Annotated in this window: 16 protein-coding genes; 10 read left to right on the forward strand and 6 right to left on the reverse strand. The window is 50.4% G+C overall.

What is annotated here, in order from left to right; genetic code table 11:
- The 4 genes from cyoB to H9644_RS18530 form a co-directional block, all read right to left on the reverse strand.
- Positions 1 to 1796, reverse strand: a 1796-nt coding sequence (cyoB, locus tag H9644_RS18515) for a cytochrome o ubiquinol oxidase subunit I (protein ID WP_225221454.1), incomplete at its 3' end; no start/stop codon positions are given.
- A 21-nt stretch (positions 1797 to 1817) separates the two neighbouring features.
- Positions 1818 to 2765, reverse strand: coding sequence for a cytochrome o ubiquinol oxidase subunit II (gene cyoA, locus H9644_RS18520; protein WP_064527146.1), 948 nt, complete (start codon positions 2763 to 2765; stop codon positions 1818 to 1820).
- Positions 2766 to 3224: 459 nt separating this feature from the next.
- On the reverse strand, positions 3225 to 4700 hold the full coding sequence (ampG, locus tag H9644_RS18525; RefSeq protein ID WP_191775858.1) for a muropeptide MFS transporter AmpG: 1476 nt from the start codon (positions 4698 to 4700) through the stop codon (positions 3225 to 3227).
- A gap of 43 nt (positions 4701 to 4743) precedes the next feature.
- A complete protein-coding gene (locus tag H9644_RS18530) occupies positions 4744 to 5322 on the reverse strand; it encodes a lipoprotein (RefSeq protein WP_000473500.1) in 579 nt (192 codons plus the stop codon).
- A 304-nt stretch (positions 5323 to 5626) separates the two neighbouring features.
- On the opposite strand from H9644_RS18530, the gene bolA reads away from it, so the two are divergent.
- From bolA to fadM, 9 genes are all read left to right on the forward strand, one after another.
- Positions 5627 to 5944, forward strand: a complete 318-nt coding sequence (bolA, locus tag H9644_RS18535; RefSeq protein WP_000973458.1) for a transcriptional regulator BolA — start codon at positions 5627 to 5629, stop codon at positions 5942 to 5944.
- Positions 5945 to 6286: 342 nt separating this feature from the next.
- Positions 6287 to 7585: a trigger factor gene (gene tig / locus H9644_RS18540; protein WP_001198386.1), complete on the forward strand. Its 1299-nt coding sequence runs from the start codon at positions 6287 to 6289 to the stop codon at positions 7583 to 7585.
- Positions 7586 to 7830: 245 nt separating this feature from the next.
- Positions 7831 to 8454 carry an ATP-dependent Clp endopeptidase proteolytic subunit ClpP gene (gene clpP / locus H9644_RS18545; protein ID WP_000122253.1) on the forward strand — a complete coding sequence of 208 codons (624 nt, stop codon included), beginning with the start codon at positions 7831 to 7833 and terminating at the stop codon, positions 8452 to 8454.
- A gap of 125 nt (positions 8455 to 8579) precedes the next feature.
- Complete coding sequence (gene clpX / locus H9644_RS18550) at positions 8580 to 9854, forward strand: ATP-dependent protease ATP-binding subunit ClpX (RefSeq protein ID WP_000130305.1); 1275 nt, start codon at positions 8580 to 8582, stop codon at positions 9852 to 9854.
- Between the two features lie 187 nt (positions 9855 to 10041).
- A complete protein-coding gene (lon, locus tag H9644_RS18555; protein WP_191775862.1) occupies positions 10042 to 12396 on the forward strand; it encodes an endopeptidase La in 2355 nt (784 codons plus the stop codon).
- Positions 12397 to 12586: 190 nt separating this feature from the next.
- Positions 12587 to 12877 carry a nucleoid-associated protein HU-beta gene (gene hupB / locus H9644_RS18560; protein WP_254892905.1) on the forward strand — a complete coding sequence of 97 codons (291 nt, stop codon included), beginning with the start codon at positions 12587 to 12589 and terminating at the stop codon, positions 12875 to 12877.
- 191 nt (positions 12878 to 13068) lie between these two features.
- A complete protein-coding gene (gene ppiD, locus H9644_RS18565) occupies positions 13069 to 14940 on the forward strand; it encodes a peptidylprolyl isomerase (protein ID WP_064527153.1) in 1872 nt (623 codons plus the stop codon).
- A gap of 150 nt (positions 14941 to 15090) precedes the next feature.
- Positions 15091 to 15462 carry a helix-hairpin-helix domain-containing protein gene (locus H9644_RS18570; RefSeq protein WP_191775865.1) on the forward strand — a complete coding sequence of 124 codons (372 nt, stop codon included), beginning with the start codon at positions 15091 to 15093 and terminating at the stop codon, positions 15460 to 15462.
- 93 nt (positions 15463 to 15555) lie between these two features.
- A complete protein-coding gene (gene fadM / locus H9644_RS18575; RefSeq protein ID WP_001194534.1) occupies positions 15556 to 15954 on the forward strand; it encodes a long-chain acyl-CoA thioesterase FadM in 399 nt (132 codons plus the stop codon).
- A gap of 51 nt (positions 15955 to 16005) precedes the next feature.
- Here fadM and queC read toward each other — a convergent pair whose 3' ends face one another.
- Both queC and H9644_RS18585 read right to left on the reverse strand, forming a co-directional pair.
- Positions 16006 to 16701, reverse strand: coding sequence for a 7-cyano-7-deazaguanine synthase QueC (gene queC, locus H9644_RS18580; RefSeq protein ID WP_191775868.1), 696 nt, complete (start codon positions 16699 to 16701; stop codon positions 16006 to 16008).
- Positions 16702 to 16764: 63 nt separating this feature from the next.
- The gene (locus tag H9644_RS18585) at positions 16765 to 18465 is read right to left on the reverse strand and encodes an SgrR family transcriptional regulator (RefSeq protein WP_191775871.1); all 1701 of its coding nucleotides are present in this window, start codon (positions 18463 to 18465) and stop codon (positions 16765 to 16767) included.
- A 99-nt stretch (positions 18466 to 18564) separates the two neighbouring features.
- Here H9644_RS18585 and cof point away from each other — a divergent pair, with 99 nt between their 5' ends.
- The gene (gene cof / locus H9644_RS18590) at positions 18565 to 19383 is read left to right on the forward strand and encodes an HMP-PP phosphatase (protein WP_191775874.1); all 819 of its coding nucleotides are present in this window, start codon (positions 18565 to 18567) and stop codon (positions 19381 to 19383) included.
- Positions 19384 to 19420: the final 37 nt, after the last annotated feature.

Here is a 19420-nt window from a genome sequence, read left to right on the forward strand (position 1 = left end):
GAGAAAGCCGCAATGACGATACCGGCGCCGCTGTTTTTCGGCATATGAATTTCTTCATAGTGGTCAGGCTTTTTGTACGCTTCGCCTTTCTCTTTCATTTCCCAGAATGCATCACGTTCGTGAACGTGCGGCACAACGGCAAAGTTATAGAACGGAGGCGGGGAAGAGGTTGCCCACTCCAGCGTACGGCCACCCCACGGGTCACCAGTCAGGTCACGGTTCTGGTCGCGGTCGCGAATAGAAACGTACATCTGAATCACGAGGCAGAGAATACCCAGCGCAATCAGTACCGCACCGCTGGCTGCAATCATCAGCATAGTGTGGAACTGCGGGTCAATCTGCTGGCTCAAACGACGGGTCATACCCATAAAGCCCAGCGCATACAGCGGCATAAAGGCAACGAAGAAGCCGATGATCCAGAACCAGAACGCGCGTTTACCCCAGGTTTCGTTCAGTTTGAAACCGAACGCTTTAGGCCACCAGTAGGTCATCCCTGCGAAGCAGCCGAAGACCACGCCGCCGATGATAACGTTATGGAAGTGCGCAATCAGGAACAGGCTGTTATGCAGAACGAAGTCCGCGCCCGGTACTGCCAGCAGCACGCCAGTCATACCGCCCACCGAGAAGGTGACGATAAAACCGATGGTCCACAGCATCGCGGAATGGAACACGATGCGCCCCTGATACATGGTGAACAGCCAGTTGAAGATCTTCACCCCGGTCGGGATGGCGATAATCATCGTGGTAATACCAAAGAAGGCGTTTACGTTCGCACCCGCACCCATCGTAAAGAAGTGATGCAGCCAGACGATGAACGACAGTACAGTGATACAGACGGTTGCCCATACCAGCGAGGTATAACCAAACAGACGTTTACGCGAGAACGTTGCCGCAATTTCGGAGAACACACCGAAAACAGGCAGGATCAGGATGTAAACTTCCGGATGACCCCAGGCCCAAATCAGGTTGATGTACATCATCATGTTGCCACCCATATCGTTGGTAAAGAAATGGGTGCCCAGATAGCGATCCAGGGTCAGCAACGCGACGGTAACCGTCAGAATTGGAAAGGAGGCAATAATCAGAATGTTTGCGCACAGTGATGCCCAGGTAAATACTGGCATCTTGAACATGGTCATGCCCGGCGCACGCATCTTCAGAATGGTAACGAAGAAGTTAATACCGGTTAGCGTCGTACCAATACCGGATAGCTGGAGGCTCCATATCCAGTAATCGACACCGACTCCCGGACTGTACTCTATTCCCGATAGCGGTGGATAGGCCAGCCAGCCGGTCTGCGCAAATTCGCCCACGCCGAGAGAAACGTTAACCAGAATCACGCCAACAACGGTAAACCAGAAGCTTAAGTTGTTGAGGAACGGGAACGCAACGTCACGCGCGCCGATCTGCAGCGGAACCACCAGGTTCATCAGACCGATAACGAAAGGCATCGCCACGAAGAAGATCATAATCACGCCGTGCGCGGTGAAGATCTGATCGTAGTGGTGAGGCGGCAGGAAGCCCGCTTCGCCCGCCGAGGCAAGGGCTTGCTGGCTACGCATCATAATGGCGTCAGCAAAGCCACGTAGCAGCATCACAATCGCCACGATGATATACATAATACCGAGGCGTTTATGGTCGACGGAGGTCAGCCACTCTTTCCACAGGTAGGTCCACTTACCGAAGTAAGTGATCAGGCCAACGAGCGCCAGACCTCCCAAAATAATGGCAGCGATCGTAACCATGACGATAGGTTCATGGAACGGGACTGCATCAAGTGATAATTTTCCGAACATCTTTATTCTTCCTCAACCCCTTTAATGGGCGGATTCCGCGTGGCTCATGTCCATGCCTTCCATACCTTCGTGTGCGCTGTGCTCACCTTCTGGCTGGGTCATGTCCATGCTCTTACCGTGAGCCATAAACTTGTTAATCACATCGGCAAACAAATCTGGTTTCACGTTGGAGAAATATTCCACCTGGTTGTATTCGCTAGGCGCAGCCAGTTTTTCGAACGTAGTCATATCAGACATGGTGTTCGGCGACTGTTTCGCTTTTGCGACCCACTGGTCGAATGCGGCGCGATCTGGTGTGGCGATAGCTTTAAACTTCATGCCTGAGAAGCCCGGGCCGCTGTAGCTGGCGGAGATACCGTCATAAGTACCGGGTTCGTTAGCGATCAGATGCAAGCGAGTCTGCATACCGGCCATGGCATAAATCTGGCTACCCAGACGCGGAATAAAGAAGGAGTTCATCACGGAGTTGGAGGTCACTTTGAAGTACACCGGAGTGTTCGCCGGGAAAGCGATTTCATTCACGGTAGCAATGCCCTGTTCCGGGTAGATGAAGAACCATTTCCAGTCCATGGAAACCACTTCGATGGTAATGGGCTTCTCGTCGTGTGCCAGCGGCTTGCTAGGCTCAAGAGCGTGAGTGGTTTTCCAGGTCAGTACCGCAAGGAAGATGATGATTAAAATAGGCACCGTCCAGACCACAGCTTCCACTTTATTGGAGTGTGACCAGTTCGGGCTGTACTTAGCATCTTTATTGCTCGCACGGTACTTCCAGGCGAAACCAACAGCCATCAAGATTGCGGGAATAACGACAATCAACATCAGGCCAAATGCCGTCAGTATCAGTGAACGTTGCTCCAGACCAATCTGTCCTTTGGGATCTAATAGCGCAGAATTACAACCACTGAGCAATACAGTGCCTGCAAATAATGACAACCATCCCAAACTTTTATTGTATTTCCTGAGTCTCATTTAACGACCTCAATTCCACGGGATCTGGTGGCGTTTAAAGTGTGTGGGCATTTTACGGTAAGGTTACATTACTGTAAACATGATTAAATTCCTGTTACTTGGATTTGGCTGTCGGGTCACATATGTTGCAAAACATATCAAGTTGATTTTAAGAAGCTGTTGCAAAAGGGCGTTATAACGAAAGGAGGGCACAGAAGGGTAGCGGCAGGGCAATTGGTATAACCAATCTTAAAACAAAACAATTATTTAACAAATAATTATCATTGAGGTGACAATTCAGGTAAGGGGAAATAAAGTGTCATTAGCTGAATCGTGTAAAAAAATAGAATCTATAAATAGCGTCAATAATTTTCGAAATCTAAGCCGCACAAAAGAACAAATATTATTAAGCGATGCTGATGTTTATTTAGCCGTAATAATTACGCCGGGTGATTACTACAGCTAAATAATATTCACAGATTACGTCAGATGCGTTTTTCGTAGCGCCAGATAATCCAGTAAACCACCAAGCACGACTCCGCACAGGGCGACAAAAACGCCGACTTCCAGCAGAGCAGACAGGAAGGAGAAGTGGGTCAAATCCAGGGCGTCCATCGTTAACAGCAATAGCCACACGGCTAACAAACTGAAGCCCGCCGCAAGGATCCACATGGCGAAGGCATAACCTGACGGATACTCGGTACGTGGGATAAAGTTGTCATTGACCCGCGTGTACTCCAGCGTCTGTCGGCAGACCAGCAGCAAAATAAGTCCAGGTACGGCGGCGGCAACAGAGAACAGATAAAACGTCGGCCAGCCGTGAGCTTCAACAAACCAACCTGCTACAGGTCCTACATAAACCCGTCCGACAGCAGAAAGTGCCGAGAGCAGGGCAAACTGGGTGGCGGAAAATGACTTATTACACAAAGTCATTAACAGCGCTACAAACGCCGATGTACCCATCCCGCCGCACAGGTTTTCGAAAAAGACTGCCGCGCCCATGCTGTAGAGATGCTTATCAGTCACGGAAAGCAGCCAGTAACCTGCGTTGGACGCACCTTGTAAAAGGCCGAAAATCATTAGCGCACGGAACAATGACAGGCGCTGCATTAAAATTCCGCCGAACAATGCGCCGACGATGGTTGCCAGTAGACCGAGCGTTTTGTTAACTACCCCCACTTCACCGGCATCAAATCCGACGCCGCGAATCAAAAAGGTGGTTGTCAGACTCATGGCGAAAGCATCGCCCAGTTTGTAGAGAACGATTAACAGCAGAATCAGCCATGCATTATTACGGCCAAAGAAATCACGCAACGGTGCTACAACGGCTTGTTCCAGCGTTTTGGGTACAGGAATGGTGTCGGTTGGTTCTGGTGCAAGTAGCGTCGCGATAATACAGGGGATCAGCAACGCCGCCATCAACCAGTACATGCCTTGCCAGCCCAGCCATTTATCTGCCAGCCATAAGGCTAAACCACCAGAAACCAGCATCCCTAACCGGTAACCCAGCACGCTGATTGCTGCACCTGCGCCGCGTTCTTCCGCAGGAAGTACATCCGTTTTCCACGCATCAAAGACGATATCCTGGGAGGCGGAGCAAAAAGCGATCACCACCGCCAGTGCCGCCATCCAGCGTAATTGGGTGCCAGGTTCGAGAAAACCCATCGCCGCAATGGCCAGTAACAATAGAGTTTGTGTAGCGAACAGCCAACCGCGTCGACGTCCGAGGAACGGTGGGGTGTAGCGGTCCATCAGCGGGGACCAGAGAAATTTAAATACATAAGCCTGGCCTACCAGAGAGAAGAAACCGATGGTTTTAAGATCGATATTCTCAACGGTCATCCACGCCTGCAACGTGCCGGATGTCAGGGCGAGTGGTAGCCCGGAAGCAAAACCCAGGATCAGCAAAATGGCTGAACGTGGCTGTTGGAAAATACGTAAATATTGACTGGACATGGGCGTCTACAGGCCCGGCTTTCACCGGGCCAGAAGGCAGAAATTAACGCGCGTTCTGCTTGATGAATTCGTGAATGCTGGTGTCCTGAGACATGTCAGCAATGGTGTCGGTCAGCACACTGTTAACCGCATCGGCGATATTTTTGTTGGAAGCCTGAAAAGCGCCTTCAACGTTGTAGCTGGCACGATAGTTTTTGGTCATCTTGTTACCATTCTGCGCGGTAGCGATGATGGCGATATCTGCTTTGGTGGCGATGTTGTAACGCACGTTGCCCTGGGATACGTCCGCATACAACTGACTAACGATGATTTGCAAGTTCACAGGACCATTTGGGCCGACCATGTAACCACGCGCGGTCATTTGTTTTTCCAGCACTTCTTGCAGCAGGAAACGCAAATCGCGAGAGGCTGTCAGGGTGACAATCTGATTATCGCGGGTCACTTTCGCCAGCGCCTGATCGGTACGTTGATCGGCACCATTAATGCTAACGGTGATACCCATCAGACTTGGGTCCTGCTGTGGCAGCGTCATTGTCGGAGAAACTTCAATGGTTGTTGGCGGTTTTGCGCATCCTGCAAGCATAAACAGAGCAACTAAAGGGAAGAGGATTTTTTTGAACATGTTCTGGCTCTCAGAGACTTTTAAGCGTGTTTGGTAAAGATTCCCGCCATCATAACATCGCCAACGACGAGGGGAAGTGGGTAAGACATGTAAATTCATTATGTTGACGAAATAATCGCCTTGAGTAAAAGAAACACTGATGTGAAGCCAGTGAATCAATCTTTAAATCAGTAAACTTCATACGCTTGACAGAAAAAATAGGATGAAAGCTAATTATTTGTTGTTAAGCTGTAATGGAAACGGTAAAAGCGGCTAGTATTTAAAGGGATGGGTGACATCTCAGCGTTGTCGGAGGAGATATTTCATGATGATACGTGAGCGGATAGAAGAAAAATTAAGGACTGCGTTCCAACCCGTATTCCTCGAAGTTGTGGATGAAAGCTATCGTCACAATGTCCCAGCCGGCTCTGAAAGCCATTTTAAAGTTGTGCTGGTCAGCGATCGTTTTATGGGTGAACGTTTTCTGAATCGTCATCGAATGATTTACAGTACTTTAGCGGAGGAACTCTCTACTACCGTTCATGCGCTGGCTCTGCATACTTACACTATTAAGGAATGGGAAGGGTTGCAGGATACCATTTTTGCCTCTCCTCCCTGTCGTGGAGCAGGAAGCATTGCGTAAAAACGCATTTGCAACCGTCGGCGCTTTTCCAGTATGTTGCTAAAGATTTTATGAAAAACGGCCTACGGGCCGTTTTGTTTTGTCTGGATTTTGTGCTTTTTGCCCAGCATTCAGACGAAAATTCCCCGGTAATTGTGAAAAAATACGCGGTAGCGCGCAATAACCGTTCTCGACTCATAAAAGTGATGTCGCTATAATGCCGCGTCCATTTGAATGCTTTCGGGATGATTCTGGTAACAGGGAATGTGATTGATTATAAGAACATCCCGGTACCGCGAAGCCAACAACCTGTGCTCGCGGGGTAAGAGTTGACCGAGCACTGTGATTTTTTGAGGTAACAAGATGCAAGTTTCAGTTGAAACCACTCAAGGCCTTGGCCGCCGTGTAACGATTACTATCGCTGCTGACAGCATCGAAACCGCTGTTAAAAGCGAGCTGGTCAACGTTGCGAAAAAAGTACGTATTGACGGCTTCCGTAAAGGCAAAGTGCCAATGAATATCGTTGCTCAGCGTTATGGCGCGTCTGTACGCCAGGACGTTCTGGGTGACCTGATGAGCCGTAACTTCATTGACGCCATCATTAAAGAAAAAATCAATCCGGCTGGCGCACCGACCTATGTTCCGGGCGAATACAAGCTGGGTGAAGACTTCACCTACTCTGTAGAGTTTGAAGTTTATCCGGAAGTTGAACTGCAGGGTCTGGAAGCGATCGAAGTTGAAAAACCGATCGTTGAAGTGACCGACGCTGACGTTGACGGCATGCTGGATACACTGCGTAAACAGCAGGCGACCTGGAAAGAAAAAGACGGCGCTGTTGAAGCAGAAGACCGCGTAACCATCGACTTCACCGGTTCTGTAGACGGCGAAGAGTTCGAAGGCGGTAAAGCGTCTGATTTCGTACTGGCGATGGGCCAGGGTCGTATGATCCCGGGCTTTGAAGACGGTATCAAAGGCCACAAAGCGGGCGAAGAGTTCACCATCGACGTGACCTTCCCGGAAGAATACCACGCAGAAAACCTGAAGGGTAAAGCAGCGAAATTCGCTATCAACCTGAAGAAAGTTGAAGAGCGTGAACTGCCGGAACTGACTGCTGAATTCATCAAACGTTTCGGCGTTGAAGATGGTTCCGTAGAAGGTCTGCGCGCTGAAGTGCGTAAAAACATGGAACGCGAGCTGAAGAGCGCCATTCGTAACCGCGTTAAGTCTCAGGCGATCGAAGGTCTGGTAAAAGCTAACGACATCGACGTTCCGGCTGCGCTGATCGACAGCGAAATCGACGTTCTGCGTCGCCAGGCTGCACAGCGTTTCGGCGGCAATGAGAAACAAGCGCTGGAACTGCCGCGTGAACTGTTCGAAGAACAGGCTAAACGCCGCGTAGTTGTTGGCCTGCTGCTGGGCGAAGTTATCCGCACCAACGAGCTGAAAGCTGACGAAGAGCGTGTGAAAGGTCTGATCGAAGAGATGGCTTCTGCATACGAAGATCCGAAAGAAGTTATCGAGTTCTACAGCAAAAACAAAGAGCTGATGGACAACATGCGTAACGTGGCTCTGGAAGAACAGGCTGTTGAAGCTGTACTGGCGAAAGCGAAAGTGACTGAAAAAGAAACCACTTTCAACGAGCTGATGAACCAGCAGGCGTAATTTACGCAGCATAACGCGCTAAATTCGCATAAAGGCCCGTCACCGCCAGGTGGTGGGCTTTTTTTTGTCATGAATTTTGCATGGAACCGTGCGAAAACGCTCTTTCGGTGTTAGCGTAACAACAAAAGATTGTTATGCTTGAAATAGGATGATGCCGTACCCATAACACAGGGACTAGCTGATAATCCGTCCATAAGGTTACAATCGGTACAGCAGGTTTTTTCAATTTTATCCAGGAGACGGAAATGTCATACAGCGGCGAACGAGATAATTTTGCACCCCATATGGCGCTGGTGCCGATGGTCATTGAACAGACCTCACGCGGTGAGCGCTCTTTTGATATCTATTCTCGTCTACTTAAGGAACGCGTTATTTTTCTGACTGGCCAGGTTGAAGACCACATGGCTAACCTGATTGTGGCGCAGATGCTGTTCCTGGAAGCGGAAAACCCAGAAAAAGATATCTATCTGTACATTAACTCCCCAGGCGGAGTGATCACTGCCGGGATGTCTATCTATGACACCATGCAGTTTATCAAGCCTGATGTCAGCACCATCTGTATGGGCCAGGCGGCCTCGATGGGCGCATTCCTGCTGACCGCAGGGGCAAAAGGTAAACGTTTCTGCCTGCCGAACTCGCGCGTGATGATTCACCAACCGCTGGGCGGCTATCAGGGCCAGGCGACCGATATCGAAATTCATGCCCGTGAAATTTTGAAAGTTAAAGGGCGCATGAATGAACTTATGGCGCTCCATACGGGTCAATCATTAGAACAGATTGAACGAGATACCGAGCGCGATCGCTTCCTTTCTGCTCCTGAAGCGGTGGAATACGGTCTGGTCGATTCGATTCTGACCCATCGTAATTGATGCCAGAGGCGCAACTGTGCCGCTATACTTATCCAGGGCGGCACAACGCTATAAGCGACTTGCGCCTGAGAATGGCATTTGCGTCGTCGTGTGCGGCACAAAGAACAAAGAAGAGGTTTTGACCCATGACAGATAAACGCAAAGATGGCTCAGGCAAACTGTTGTACTGCTCTTTTTGCGGCAAAAGCCAGCATGAAGTGCGCAAGCTGATTGCCGGACCATCCGTGTATATCTGCGACGAATGTGTTGATTTATGTAACGACATCATTCGCGAAGAGATTAAAGAAGTTGCACCGCATCGTGAACGCAGTGCGCTACCGACGCCGCATGAAATTCGCAACCACCTGGACGATTACGTTATCGGTCAGGAACAGGCGAAAAAAGTGCTGGCGGTCGCGGTATACAACCACTACAAACGTCTGCGCAATGGCGATACCAGCAATGGCGTCGAGTTGGGCAAAAGTAACATTCTACTGATCGGTCCGACCGGTTCCGGTAAAACGCTGCTGGCTGAAACGCTGGCACGCCTGCTGGATGTTCCGTTCACTATGGCCGATGCGACCACGCTGACCGAAGCCGGTTATGTGGGCGAAGACGTTGAGAACATCATTCAGAAACTGTTGCAGAAGTGCGACTACGACGTACAGAAAGCACAGCGCGGTATTGTCTACATCGATGAAATTGACAAGATTTCACGTAAGTCTGACAACCCGTCTATTACCCGTGACGTTTCCGGTGAAGGCGTACAGCAGGCACTGTTGAAACTGATCGAAGGTACAGTTGCTGCTGTTCCGCCGCAAGGTGGACGTAAACACCCGCAGCAGGAATTCTTGCAGGTAGATACCTCTAAGATCCTGTTTATCTGTGGTGGTGCGTTTGCCGGTCTGGATAAAGTGATTTCCCATCGCGTAGAAACCGGCTCCGGCATTGGTTTTGGCGCGACGGTAAAAGCGAAGTCCGACAAAGCAAGCGAAGGCGAGCTGCTGGCGCAGGTTGAACCGGAAGATCTGATCAAGTTTGGTCTGATCCCTGAGTTCATCGGTCGTCTGCCAGTTGTAGCAACGCTGAATGAACTGAGTGAAGAAGCCCTGATTCAGATCCTCAAAGAGCCAAAGAACGCCCTGACCAAGCAGTATCAGGCGCTGTTTAATCTGGAAGGTGTTGATCTGGAGTTCCGTGACGAGGCGCTGGATGCTATCGCGAAGAAAGCGATGGCGCGTAAAACCGGCGCCCGCGGTCTGCGCTCCATCGTAGAAGCCGCACTGCTCGATACCATGTACGATCTGCCGTCTATGGAAGATGTTGAAAAAGTGGTTATCGACGAATCGGTAATTGATGGCCAGAGCAAACCGCTGCTGATTTATGGTAAGCCGGAAGCACAACAGGCATCTGGTGAATAATTAACCATTTTCATACAGTCAGTTAACCAAAAAGGGGGGATTTTATCTCCCCTTTCATTTTTCCTCTATTCTCGACATTGAATGTCGGGGAAACATCCCCATATACTGACGTACATGTTAATAGATGGCGTGAAGCACAGTTGTGTCATCTGATTACCTGGCGGAAATTAAACTAAGAGAGAGCTCTATGAATCCTGAGCGTTCTGAACGCATTGAAATCCCCGTATTGCCGCTGCGCGATGTGGTGGTTTATCCGCACATGGTCATCCCCTTATTTGTCGGGCGGGAAAAATCTATCCGTTGTCTGGAAGCGGCGATGGACCATGATAAAAAAATTATGCTGGTCGCGCAGAAAGAAGCTTCAACGGATGAGCCGGGTGTAAACGATCTTTTCACCGTCGGGACCGTGGCCTCTATATTGCAGATGCTGAAGCTGCCTGACGGCACTGTCAAAGTGCTGGTCGAGGGGTTACAGCGCGCGCGTATTTCTGCGCTCTCTGACAATGGCGAACACTTTTCTGCGAAGGCGGAGTATCTGGAATCGCCGACCATTGAGGAGCGGGAACAGGAAGTGCTGGTGCGTACTGCAATCAGCCAGTTCGAAGGCTACATCAAGCTGAATAAGAAAATCCCACCAGAAGTGCTGACGTCGCTTAACAGCATCGACGATCCTGCGCGTCTGGCAGATACCATTGCCGCGCATATGCCGCTGAAACTGGCTGACAAACAGTCCGTTCTTGAGATGTCCGACGTTAACGAGCGTCTGGAATATCTGATGGCGATGATGGAATCGGAAATCGATCTGCTGCAGGTTGAGAAACGTATTCGTAACCGCGTGAAAAAGCAGATGGAGAAATCCCAGCGTGAGTACTATCTGAACGAGCAAATGAAAGCCATTCAGAAAGAACTCGGCGAAATGGACGACGCGCCGGACGAAAACGAAGCCCTGAAGCGTAAAATCGATGCGGCGAAAATGCCAAAAGAGGCAAAAGAAAAAGCAGAAGCAGAATTGCAGAAGCTGAAAATGATGTCTCCAATGTCGGCTGAAGCAACCGTGGTGCGTGGTTATATCGACTGGATGGTGCAGGTGCCGTGGAATGCGCGTAGCAAGGTCAAAAAAGACCTGCGTCAGGCGCAAGAGATCCTCGATACCGACCATTATGGTCTGGAGCGCGTGAAAGATCGCATCCTTGAGTATCTTGCGGTTCAGAGCCGTGTAAACAAAATCAAGGGGCCGATCCTCTGCCTGGTAGGGCCGCCGGGGGTAGGTAAAACGTCCCTGGGTCAGTCCATCGCCAAAGCTACCGGACGTAAATATGTTCGTATGGCGCTGGGCGGCGTGCGTGACGAAGCGGAAATCCGCGGCCACCGTCGTACTTACATCGGTTCAATGCCGGGTAAATTGATCCAGAAAATGGCGAAAGTGGGCGTTAAAAACCCGCTGTTCCTGCTCGATGAAATCGACAAAATGTCTTCTGACATGCGTGGCGATCCGGCTTCCGCTCTGCTTGAAGTGTTGGATCCCGAGCAGAACGTGGCGTTCAGCGACCATTACCTGGAAGTGGATTACGACCTGAGCGACGTGATGTTTGTCGCGACGTCGAACTCCATGAATATTCCGGCGCCGCTGCTGGATCGTATGGAAGTGATTCGTCTCTCCGGTTACACCGAAGATGAAAAACTGAACATCGCCAAACGTCACCTGCTGCCGAAGCAGATTGAACGTAATGCGCTGAAAAAAGGTGAGCTGACCGTCAACGATAGCGCCATTATCGGCATTATTCGTTACTACACCCGTGAGGCTGGCGTGCGTGGTCTGGAGCGTGAAATCTCCAAACTGTGCCGTAAAGCGGTTAAGCAGTTACTTCTCGATAAGTCATTAAAACATATCGAAATTAACGGCGATAACCTGCATGACTACCTTGGCGTACAGCGTTTCGACTATGGTCGTGCGGATAACGAAAACCGCGTCGGTCAGGTAACGGGTCTGGCGTGGACAGAAGTCGGCGGCGACTTGCTGACCATCGAAACTGCATGTGTACCTGGCAAAGGTAAACTCACTTATACCGGTTCGCTGGGCGAAGTGATGCAAGAGTCCATTCAGGCGGCGTTAACGGTGGTTCGTGCGCGAGCGGAAAAACTGGGGATCAATCCAGATTTTTACGAAAAACGCGACATCCACGTGCACGTACCGGAAGGTGCGACGCCGAAAGATGGTCCGAGCGCCGGTATTGCCATGTGCACTGCGCTGGTTTCTTGCCTGACCGGTAACCCGGTTCGCGCCGATGTAGCGATGACGGGCGAGATAACCTTGCGTGGTCAGGTGTTACCAATCGGCGGTTTGAAAGAAAAACTGCTGGCCGCGCATCGTGGTGGAATTAAAACAGTGTTAATTCCTTACGAAAATAAACGCGATCTGGAAGAGATTCCAGACAACGTGATTGCCGATCTGGACATCCATCCGGTGAAACGCATTGAGGAAGTTCTGACTCTCGCGTTACAAAATGAACCGTCTGGCATGCAGGTTGTAACCGCAAAATAGTGACCTCGCGCAAAATGCACTAATAAAAAAAGGGCTGGCAGGTAAATTCGGACTTGCCAGCCTTTTTTTGTCTCGTTAAGTTAGAGGGCGGATTAGGCTTGCCCTTATTAAGGGGTGTTGTAAGGGGATGGCTGGCCTGATATAACTGCTGCGCGTTCGCACCTTGAAGGATTCAAGTGCGAGATAAATTATAAAGAGGAAGAGAAGAGTGAATAAATCTCAATTGATTGACAAGATTGCTGCAGGGGCTGATATCTCTAAAGCTGCGGCTGGCCGTGCGTTAGATGCTATTATTGCTTCCGTAACTGAATCCCTGAAAGAAGGGGATGATGTAGCACTGGTAGGTTTTGGTACTTTTGCCGTTAAAGAGCGTGCTGCCCGTACTGGTCGCAACCCGCAGACCGGTAAAGAGATCACCATCGCTGCAGCTAAAGTACCGAGCTTCCGTGCAGGTAAAGCACTGAAAGACGCGGTAAACTAAGTGTTGTCCCCATTGGGGATGTGACGAAGTTCAAGGGCGCATCTACTGATGTGCCTTTTTTATTTGTATTCCGTGACTTTCTGCGCATTGTGGGCTGACAATTGCCCCCGTTTCTTGTCACAATAGGCCTTTGCGCGCAGCGATAAGTTGCGTGAGGTATACAGTCATCTACAGCGGAGTGTTGTTACACCATGATGGACAGCTTACGCACGGCTGCAAACAGTCTCGTGCTCAAGATTATTTTCGGTATCATTATCGTGTCGTTCATATTGACCGGCGTGAGTGGTTACCTGATTGGCGGAGGCAATAACTACGCCGCAAAAGTGAATGACCAGGAAATTAGCCGTGGGCAGTTTGAGAACGCCTTCAACAGCGAGCGTAATCGCATGCAGCAACAGCTGGGCGATCAATACTCCGAGCTGGCGGCGAACGAAGGCTATATGAAAACCCTGCGTCAACAGGTGCTGAATCGTCTGATCGACGAGGCTCTGCTGGACCAGTACGCTCGTGAGCTGAAACTGGGTATCAGCGATGAGCAGGTTAAGCAGGCGATTTTCGCGACCCCGGCTTTCCAGGTTGACGGCAAGTTCGATAACAGCCGCTACAACGATATCCTTAACCGAATGGGAATGAGTGCCGATCAGTACGCGCAGGCGCTGCGTAACCAGCTCACCACCCAACAGCTGATTGCTGGCGTTGCCGGCACCGACTTTATGTTGAAAGGTGAAACTGACGAACTGGCTGCGCTGGTCGCTCAACAACGTGTAGTGCGTGAAGCGACTATCGACGTTAATGCGCTAGCGGCTAAACAAGCTGTGACCGAACCAGAAATCGCCAGCTACTACGAGCAAAACAAAAACAATTTCATGACTCCGGAGCAGTTCCGCGTGAGCTACATCAAGCTGGATGCCGCCACGATGCAGCAACCGGTTAGCGATGCGGATATCCAGAGTTACTATGATCAGCATCAGGATCAGTTCACCCAGCCGCAGCGCACGCGCTACAGCATCATCCAGACCAAAACTGAAGATGAAGCGAAAGCCGTACTTGATGCGCTGAACAAAGGCGGTGATTTTGCTGCGTTAGCAAAAGAAAAATCTGCCGATATTATCTCTGCTCGTAACGGCGGTGATATGGGTTGGTTAGAAGACTCCACCACCCCAGACGAACTGAAAAATGCCGGTCTGAAAGAAAAAGGCCAGCTTTCTGGCGTGATCAAATCCTCGGTAGGTTTCCTGATCGTCCGTCTGGATGACATTCAGCCAGCAAAAGTGAAGTCGTTAGACGAAGTACGTGACGATATCGCAGCGAAAGTGAAACACGAAAAAGCGCTGGATGCATACTACGCGCTGCAACAGAAAATAAGCGATGCAGCAAGCAACGACACTGAATCTCTGGCAGGTGCAGAGCAGGCTGCGGGCGTTAAAGCTACTCAGACTGGCTGGTTCAGCAAAGATAAGCTGCCGGAAGAGTTAAACTTCAAACCGGTTGCGGACGCTATCTTTAACGGCGGTCTGATTGGTGAAAACGGCGCGCCGGGCATCAACTCTGACATCATCACCGTAGACGGCGATCGTGCATTCGTTCTGCGTATCAGCGAGCATAAACCGGAAGCGGTTAAACCGCTGGCAGATGTTCAGGAACAGGTTAAAGCGATGGTTCAACACAACAAAGCTGAACAGCAAGCGAAAGTGGATGCTGAAAAACTGCTGGTCGATTTGAAAGCGGGCAAAGGTGCAGAAGCTATGCAGGCTGCCGGTCTAAAATTTGGCGAGCAGAAAACCTTAAGCCGTTCTGGGCGTGACCCGATTAGCCTGGCGGCATTTGCACTGCCTCTGCCAGCGAAAGACAAACCGAGCTACGGTATGGCGACCGATATGCAGGGCAATGTCGTTCTGCTGGCGCTGGACGAAGTGAAACAAGGTTCAATGCCGGAAGAGCAGAAAAAAGCGATGGTGCAGGGCATTACCCAAAACAACGCACAAATCGTCTTTGAAGCTCTGATGAGTAACCTGCGTAAAGAGGCGAAAATCAAAATTGGCGATGCGCTGGAACAGCAATAATCCTGAAGCCGCCTCGCAAAAAAATGCTTTGCAGCTGTAACAAGAAAAGGTCGCTTTCGCGGCCTTTTCCATTTCTGAACATTGCCATTTGTTTACTGTTTTCACAGCCGTTAAGGTGATTCCACTGTTAACAAACAAGGAGAAAACAGTATGAAACACGGAATCAAAGCACTGCTCATTACCCTGTCCCTGACCTGTGCCGGAATGTCTCATAGCGCACTGGCGGCGTCTCCTGCAGCGAAACCGGCGGCGGTAGAAACCAAAGCGGAAGCACCTGCAGCACAAAGCAAAGCGGCACTACCGGCGAAAGCCAGCGACGAAGAAGGCACCAGAGTCAGCATCAATAATGCCAGCGCGGAAGAGTTAGCCCGCGCGATGAATGGCGTTGGCCTGAAGAAAGCGCAGGCGATTGTCAGTTATCGGGAAGAGTACGGCCCGTTTAAAACAGTGGAGGATTTAAAACAGGTGCCGGGGATGGGCAATTCGCTGGTGGAACGTAATCTGGCGGTAATAACCCTGTAACTAATTTGCATAGTGGCAATTTTTTGCCAGACTGAAGAGGTCATACCAGTTATGGCCTCTGTACTTATAACAACAACGTAAGGTTATTGCGCTATGCAAACACAAATTAAAGTTCGTGGATATCATCTCGATGTTTACCAGCACGTTAACAACGCCCGCTACCTTGAGTTTCTCGAAGAAGCCCGCTGGGATGGGCTGGAAAACAGCGACAGTTTTCAGTGGATGACCGCCCATAACATCGCTTTCGTGGTGGTGAATATCAATATTAACTATCGCCGTCCGGCAGTATTAAGCGACCTGTTAACTATCACCAGTCAGTTGCAGCAATTAAATGGAAAGAGCGGCATTTTAAGTCAGGTCATCACTCTTGAGCCGGAAGGGCAGGTAGTTGCAGATGCGCTCATTACGTTTGTTTGTATTGATCTCAAAACGCAGAAGGCTTTAGCGCTGGAAGGGGAGCTGCGCGAAAAGCTGGAGCAGATGGTTAAGTAAAAGTTTTGTTATGCCGGATGCTCATGCCGCATCCGGCAACACCCCGAATAATTATTTCAACCCGGTCTTCTGCTTCATCGCCGCCATCACCGCTGGTTTATCGGCCAGATAATGATTCAAACCGTTGGCGCGTAAATTACACGCCGCACATTGACCGCAACCGTCACCTTTAATGCCGTTATAGCAGGTCAGCGTTTCGTTACGGACTAAATCCAGCTTGCCGTAATAATCGGCCAGCGCCCAGGTTTCCGCTTTATCGATCCACATCAGCGGCGTTTCAAAACGAATATCTTTCGCCATGCCCAAACTGACGGCATGGTTTAGTGCTTTCACAAATTCATCGCGGCAATCCGGGTAACCGGAGAAGTCCGTTTCGCAGACGCCGGTAATCACTGCTTCGGCTTTCACCTGATATGCGTAAATCGCCGCGAGCGTCAGGAACAAAATATTACGCCCAGGGACAAACGTATTTGGGATGCCATCAGCTTCAGGTTCATAATCTGGCACTGGAATGCTGTCTCGCGTCAGACTGCTGACTGCCAGCTCGTTAAGCAGGGTGACATCCAGCACCTTATGCGCGCGCGCGCCCAGTTTCAGCGCCAGATCGCGCGCGACGTCGATCTCTGCGCGATGGCGCTGACCGTAATCGAACGTCACGCAATGGACTTCATCATATTGTTGCAATGCCTGCACCAGGCAGGTTGTAGAGTCCTGGCCCCCACTGAATACAACGACAGCACGTTTCATAAATCATCCTGCTAAATCGATAAAACGTTATGGTAACCCCTGCGGTTAACCCGGACCAGCTCTTCATTGCGACGGCGCGGGTAGCCAGGCCTCAGTAAATTCAAACCAGCCGCGCGGCGTCAGTCGCACACCGTTCACGCCTGGCGGAGCGCTAATGCGATAGTGATAGTTGAACAGCGGCGTCAGCGTTGCGTCTGCCATTAACTGGCTAAACACCGTTTTCAGGGCATTAAATCGGTTTTCCTCATCAGGCATTACTTGCACGGTATCCAGCGTCGATTGCAGATGTGCGTATGTTCTGGCAGTAAAAACATGTGGCCACAGCGGATCGCAGCGCAGCCACTGTTCAAGGGTGTATTCCGGCGCTTCGCCAATTAACCTGTCGCCCATCATGAGGTCTGCTTGCTCCAGTGGCGTGGCACCGTCCCAGTTTTTCGCGTTATGAAAAATAATCTTTAGCTCGCAACTTTCTGCTGCCAGCATCGTTCGTAGCTGTTCAGCCATGGCATGAAGTTCCACTGGTAGGTGATAAACCAGCGTCAGCGTTTCAGGTAGTTTGACTTCCTCCGGTACTTCCCATTGTGGGATGGTCCAGCCTGGCAGCAATGCATGACTGGCGGTGATCAGGTTTTCTCCGACTTCTAACATTTGTAGTAAGCCGGATTGATGAATAATGGTGATCACTTTTCGCGCCTGCCAGAGAGTCAGTCGGGGGCTTTTGCGCAATGTTAAATAGCAAAAACCTAAACTGATGCCGCTACTGACCTGACTGACCCGTGGCAATTCCTCTGGTTTGCCGATGGTGATTTGGACAGGATGCCGACAACTGGTACCCAAATCTTTTTCAAAAAGCGGCGGAGTTATCCAGTACTCAACCGCTTTAAGCAGAGGATGACGTAAATGGTAATAATCATGGCTTTCCAGGCGCACCAGTTCCGCTGTGAATTGTGTTAAGCGAAAAGGACCTGTGCCGATTAGTGGGAATTGCGGATGTGCCAGATGACTGCAATAGCTCGCCAGTCTGTGCGCAAGCCAGTAATCGGGGCGATGTAAAAAGAAGGTCAGACACTGTGGATGGGTGACTTCAATACGCTTCACACTAATAAATAATTGAGCCAGTGCTGGTAGTTGTAACAGCATCAACAACCGCTGGTGTAAGTGTGTTGCTTTTACTGCATCGCCGTTATGCCAGTGTAGCGTTGAGCGAAGATAAAAATCCCAGCGTAACCCGTCAGCAGACGTTTCCCAGTGATGTGCTAAATCGCCAATTGGGCGCTGGGAGTTATTGTCGAAACGGGTCAGACCGGAAAAAATTTGCCCGGCGAGATGCTGTTCGGCACGACCGGCTAAAAAACCCGGTTGCAGTGGTTCGAGCGGGCGATAATAAGGAATACGCAATGTCGGGGTATCGTTTTGCCATTGCCCGCCCATAAACGGTTGTAACATGGTACGCAATTCGCCAGGCGCTAGCTGCGCGAGTTCCAGCACATCCTGTTGTTTTCCACTTTCCAGCGCCTGTTCCATCATCGTATTGCGCAGGGATTCCGGCGTCACCAGAAAGCGCAGTTGCCCGCGTTTTCCGCGTCCGGATTGCGCCTGCCACTCCAGCCATCCCGCCTCCTGCGCCTGACGTAACAATGTGCGTACATGGCGTTCGCTACAAAAGCAGCGTTCGGCCAGTTCGCTGACGGTAACGGATTGTGGTGCTCCGGCGGAAGGTTGCCACAAACGTTGATACTGGTTAAGACGATTAAGCAGTCGCATATAAACCCGGAACAATATTTTTTATCTATTCACTATTACTTCCGTATATATCAAGTGATACTCAATCACCATTAACCGTGTCACAGAGTGGAGAAAGAAATGGCTCGTCTGGCAGCATTTGATATGGATGGCACTTTATTGATGCCTGACCATCATTTAGGTGAGAAAACGCTCTCTACTCTGGCGCGCCTGCGTGAACGCGATATTACCCTTACATTTGCTACGGGGCGTCATGCCCTGGAGATGCAGCGTATTCTCGGGGCGCTATCGCTGGATGCGTATTTAATTACCGGCAACGGTACGCGTGTGCACTCTCTGGAAGGCGAACTTTTACATCGTGATGATTTACCTGCGGATGTGGCGGAGTTGGTACTGCACCAGCAATGGGATACCCGAGCCAGCATGCATATTTTTAATGACGATGGTTGGTTTACCGGAAAAGAGATCCCGACGTTGTTGCAGGCATTTGTCTATAGCGGTTTTCGTTATCAGATAATCGATGTCAAAAAAATGCCACTCGACAGCGTCACCAAGATCTGTTTCTGTGGCGATCATGACGATCTTGCGCGCTTGCAGATCCAGTTACACGAAGCTTTAGGTGAGCGTGTACATTTGTGTTTTTCCGCGACTGATTGCCTGGAAGTGCTGCCGGTGGGGTGCAATAAAGGCGCTGCGTTGACGGTGCTGACCCAACATTTAGGTTTTTCGCTGCGTGACTGTATGGCCTTTGGTGATGCGATGAATGATCGCGAAATGTTAGGCAGCGTCGGTAAGGGCTTCATTATGGGTAATGCGATGCCGCAATTGCGCGCGGAACTCCCTCATTTACCGGTGATTGGACACTGCCGTAATCAGGCTGTCTCTCACTATTTGACACACTGGCTGGACAATCCACATCTACCTTATTCCCCCGAATAACGAGATCCCTTCCAGCACCGGGCAACTGCCCGGTTTT

Source organism: Escherichia whittamii (genome assembly GCF_014836715.1).
In the GTDB taxonomy this organism is placed as follows: domain Bacteria; phylum Pseudomonadota; class Gammaproteobacteria; order Enterobacterales; family Enterobacteriaceae; genus Escherichia; species Escherichia whittamii.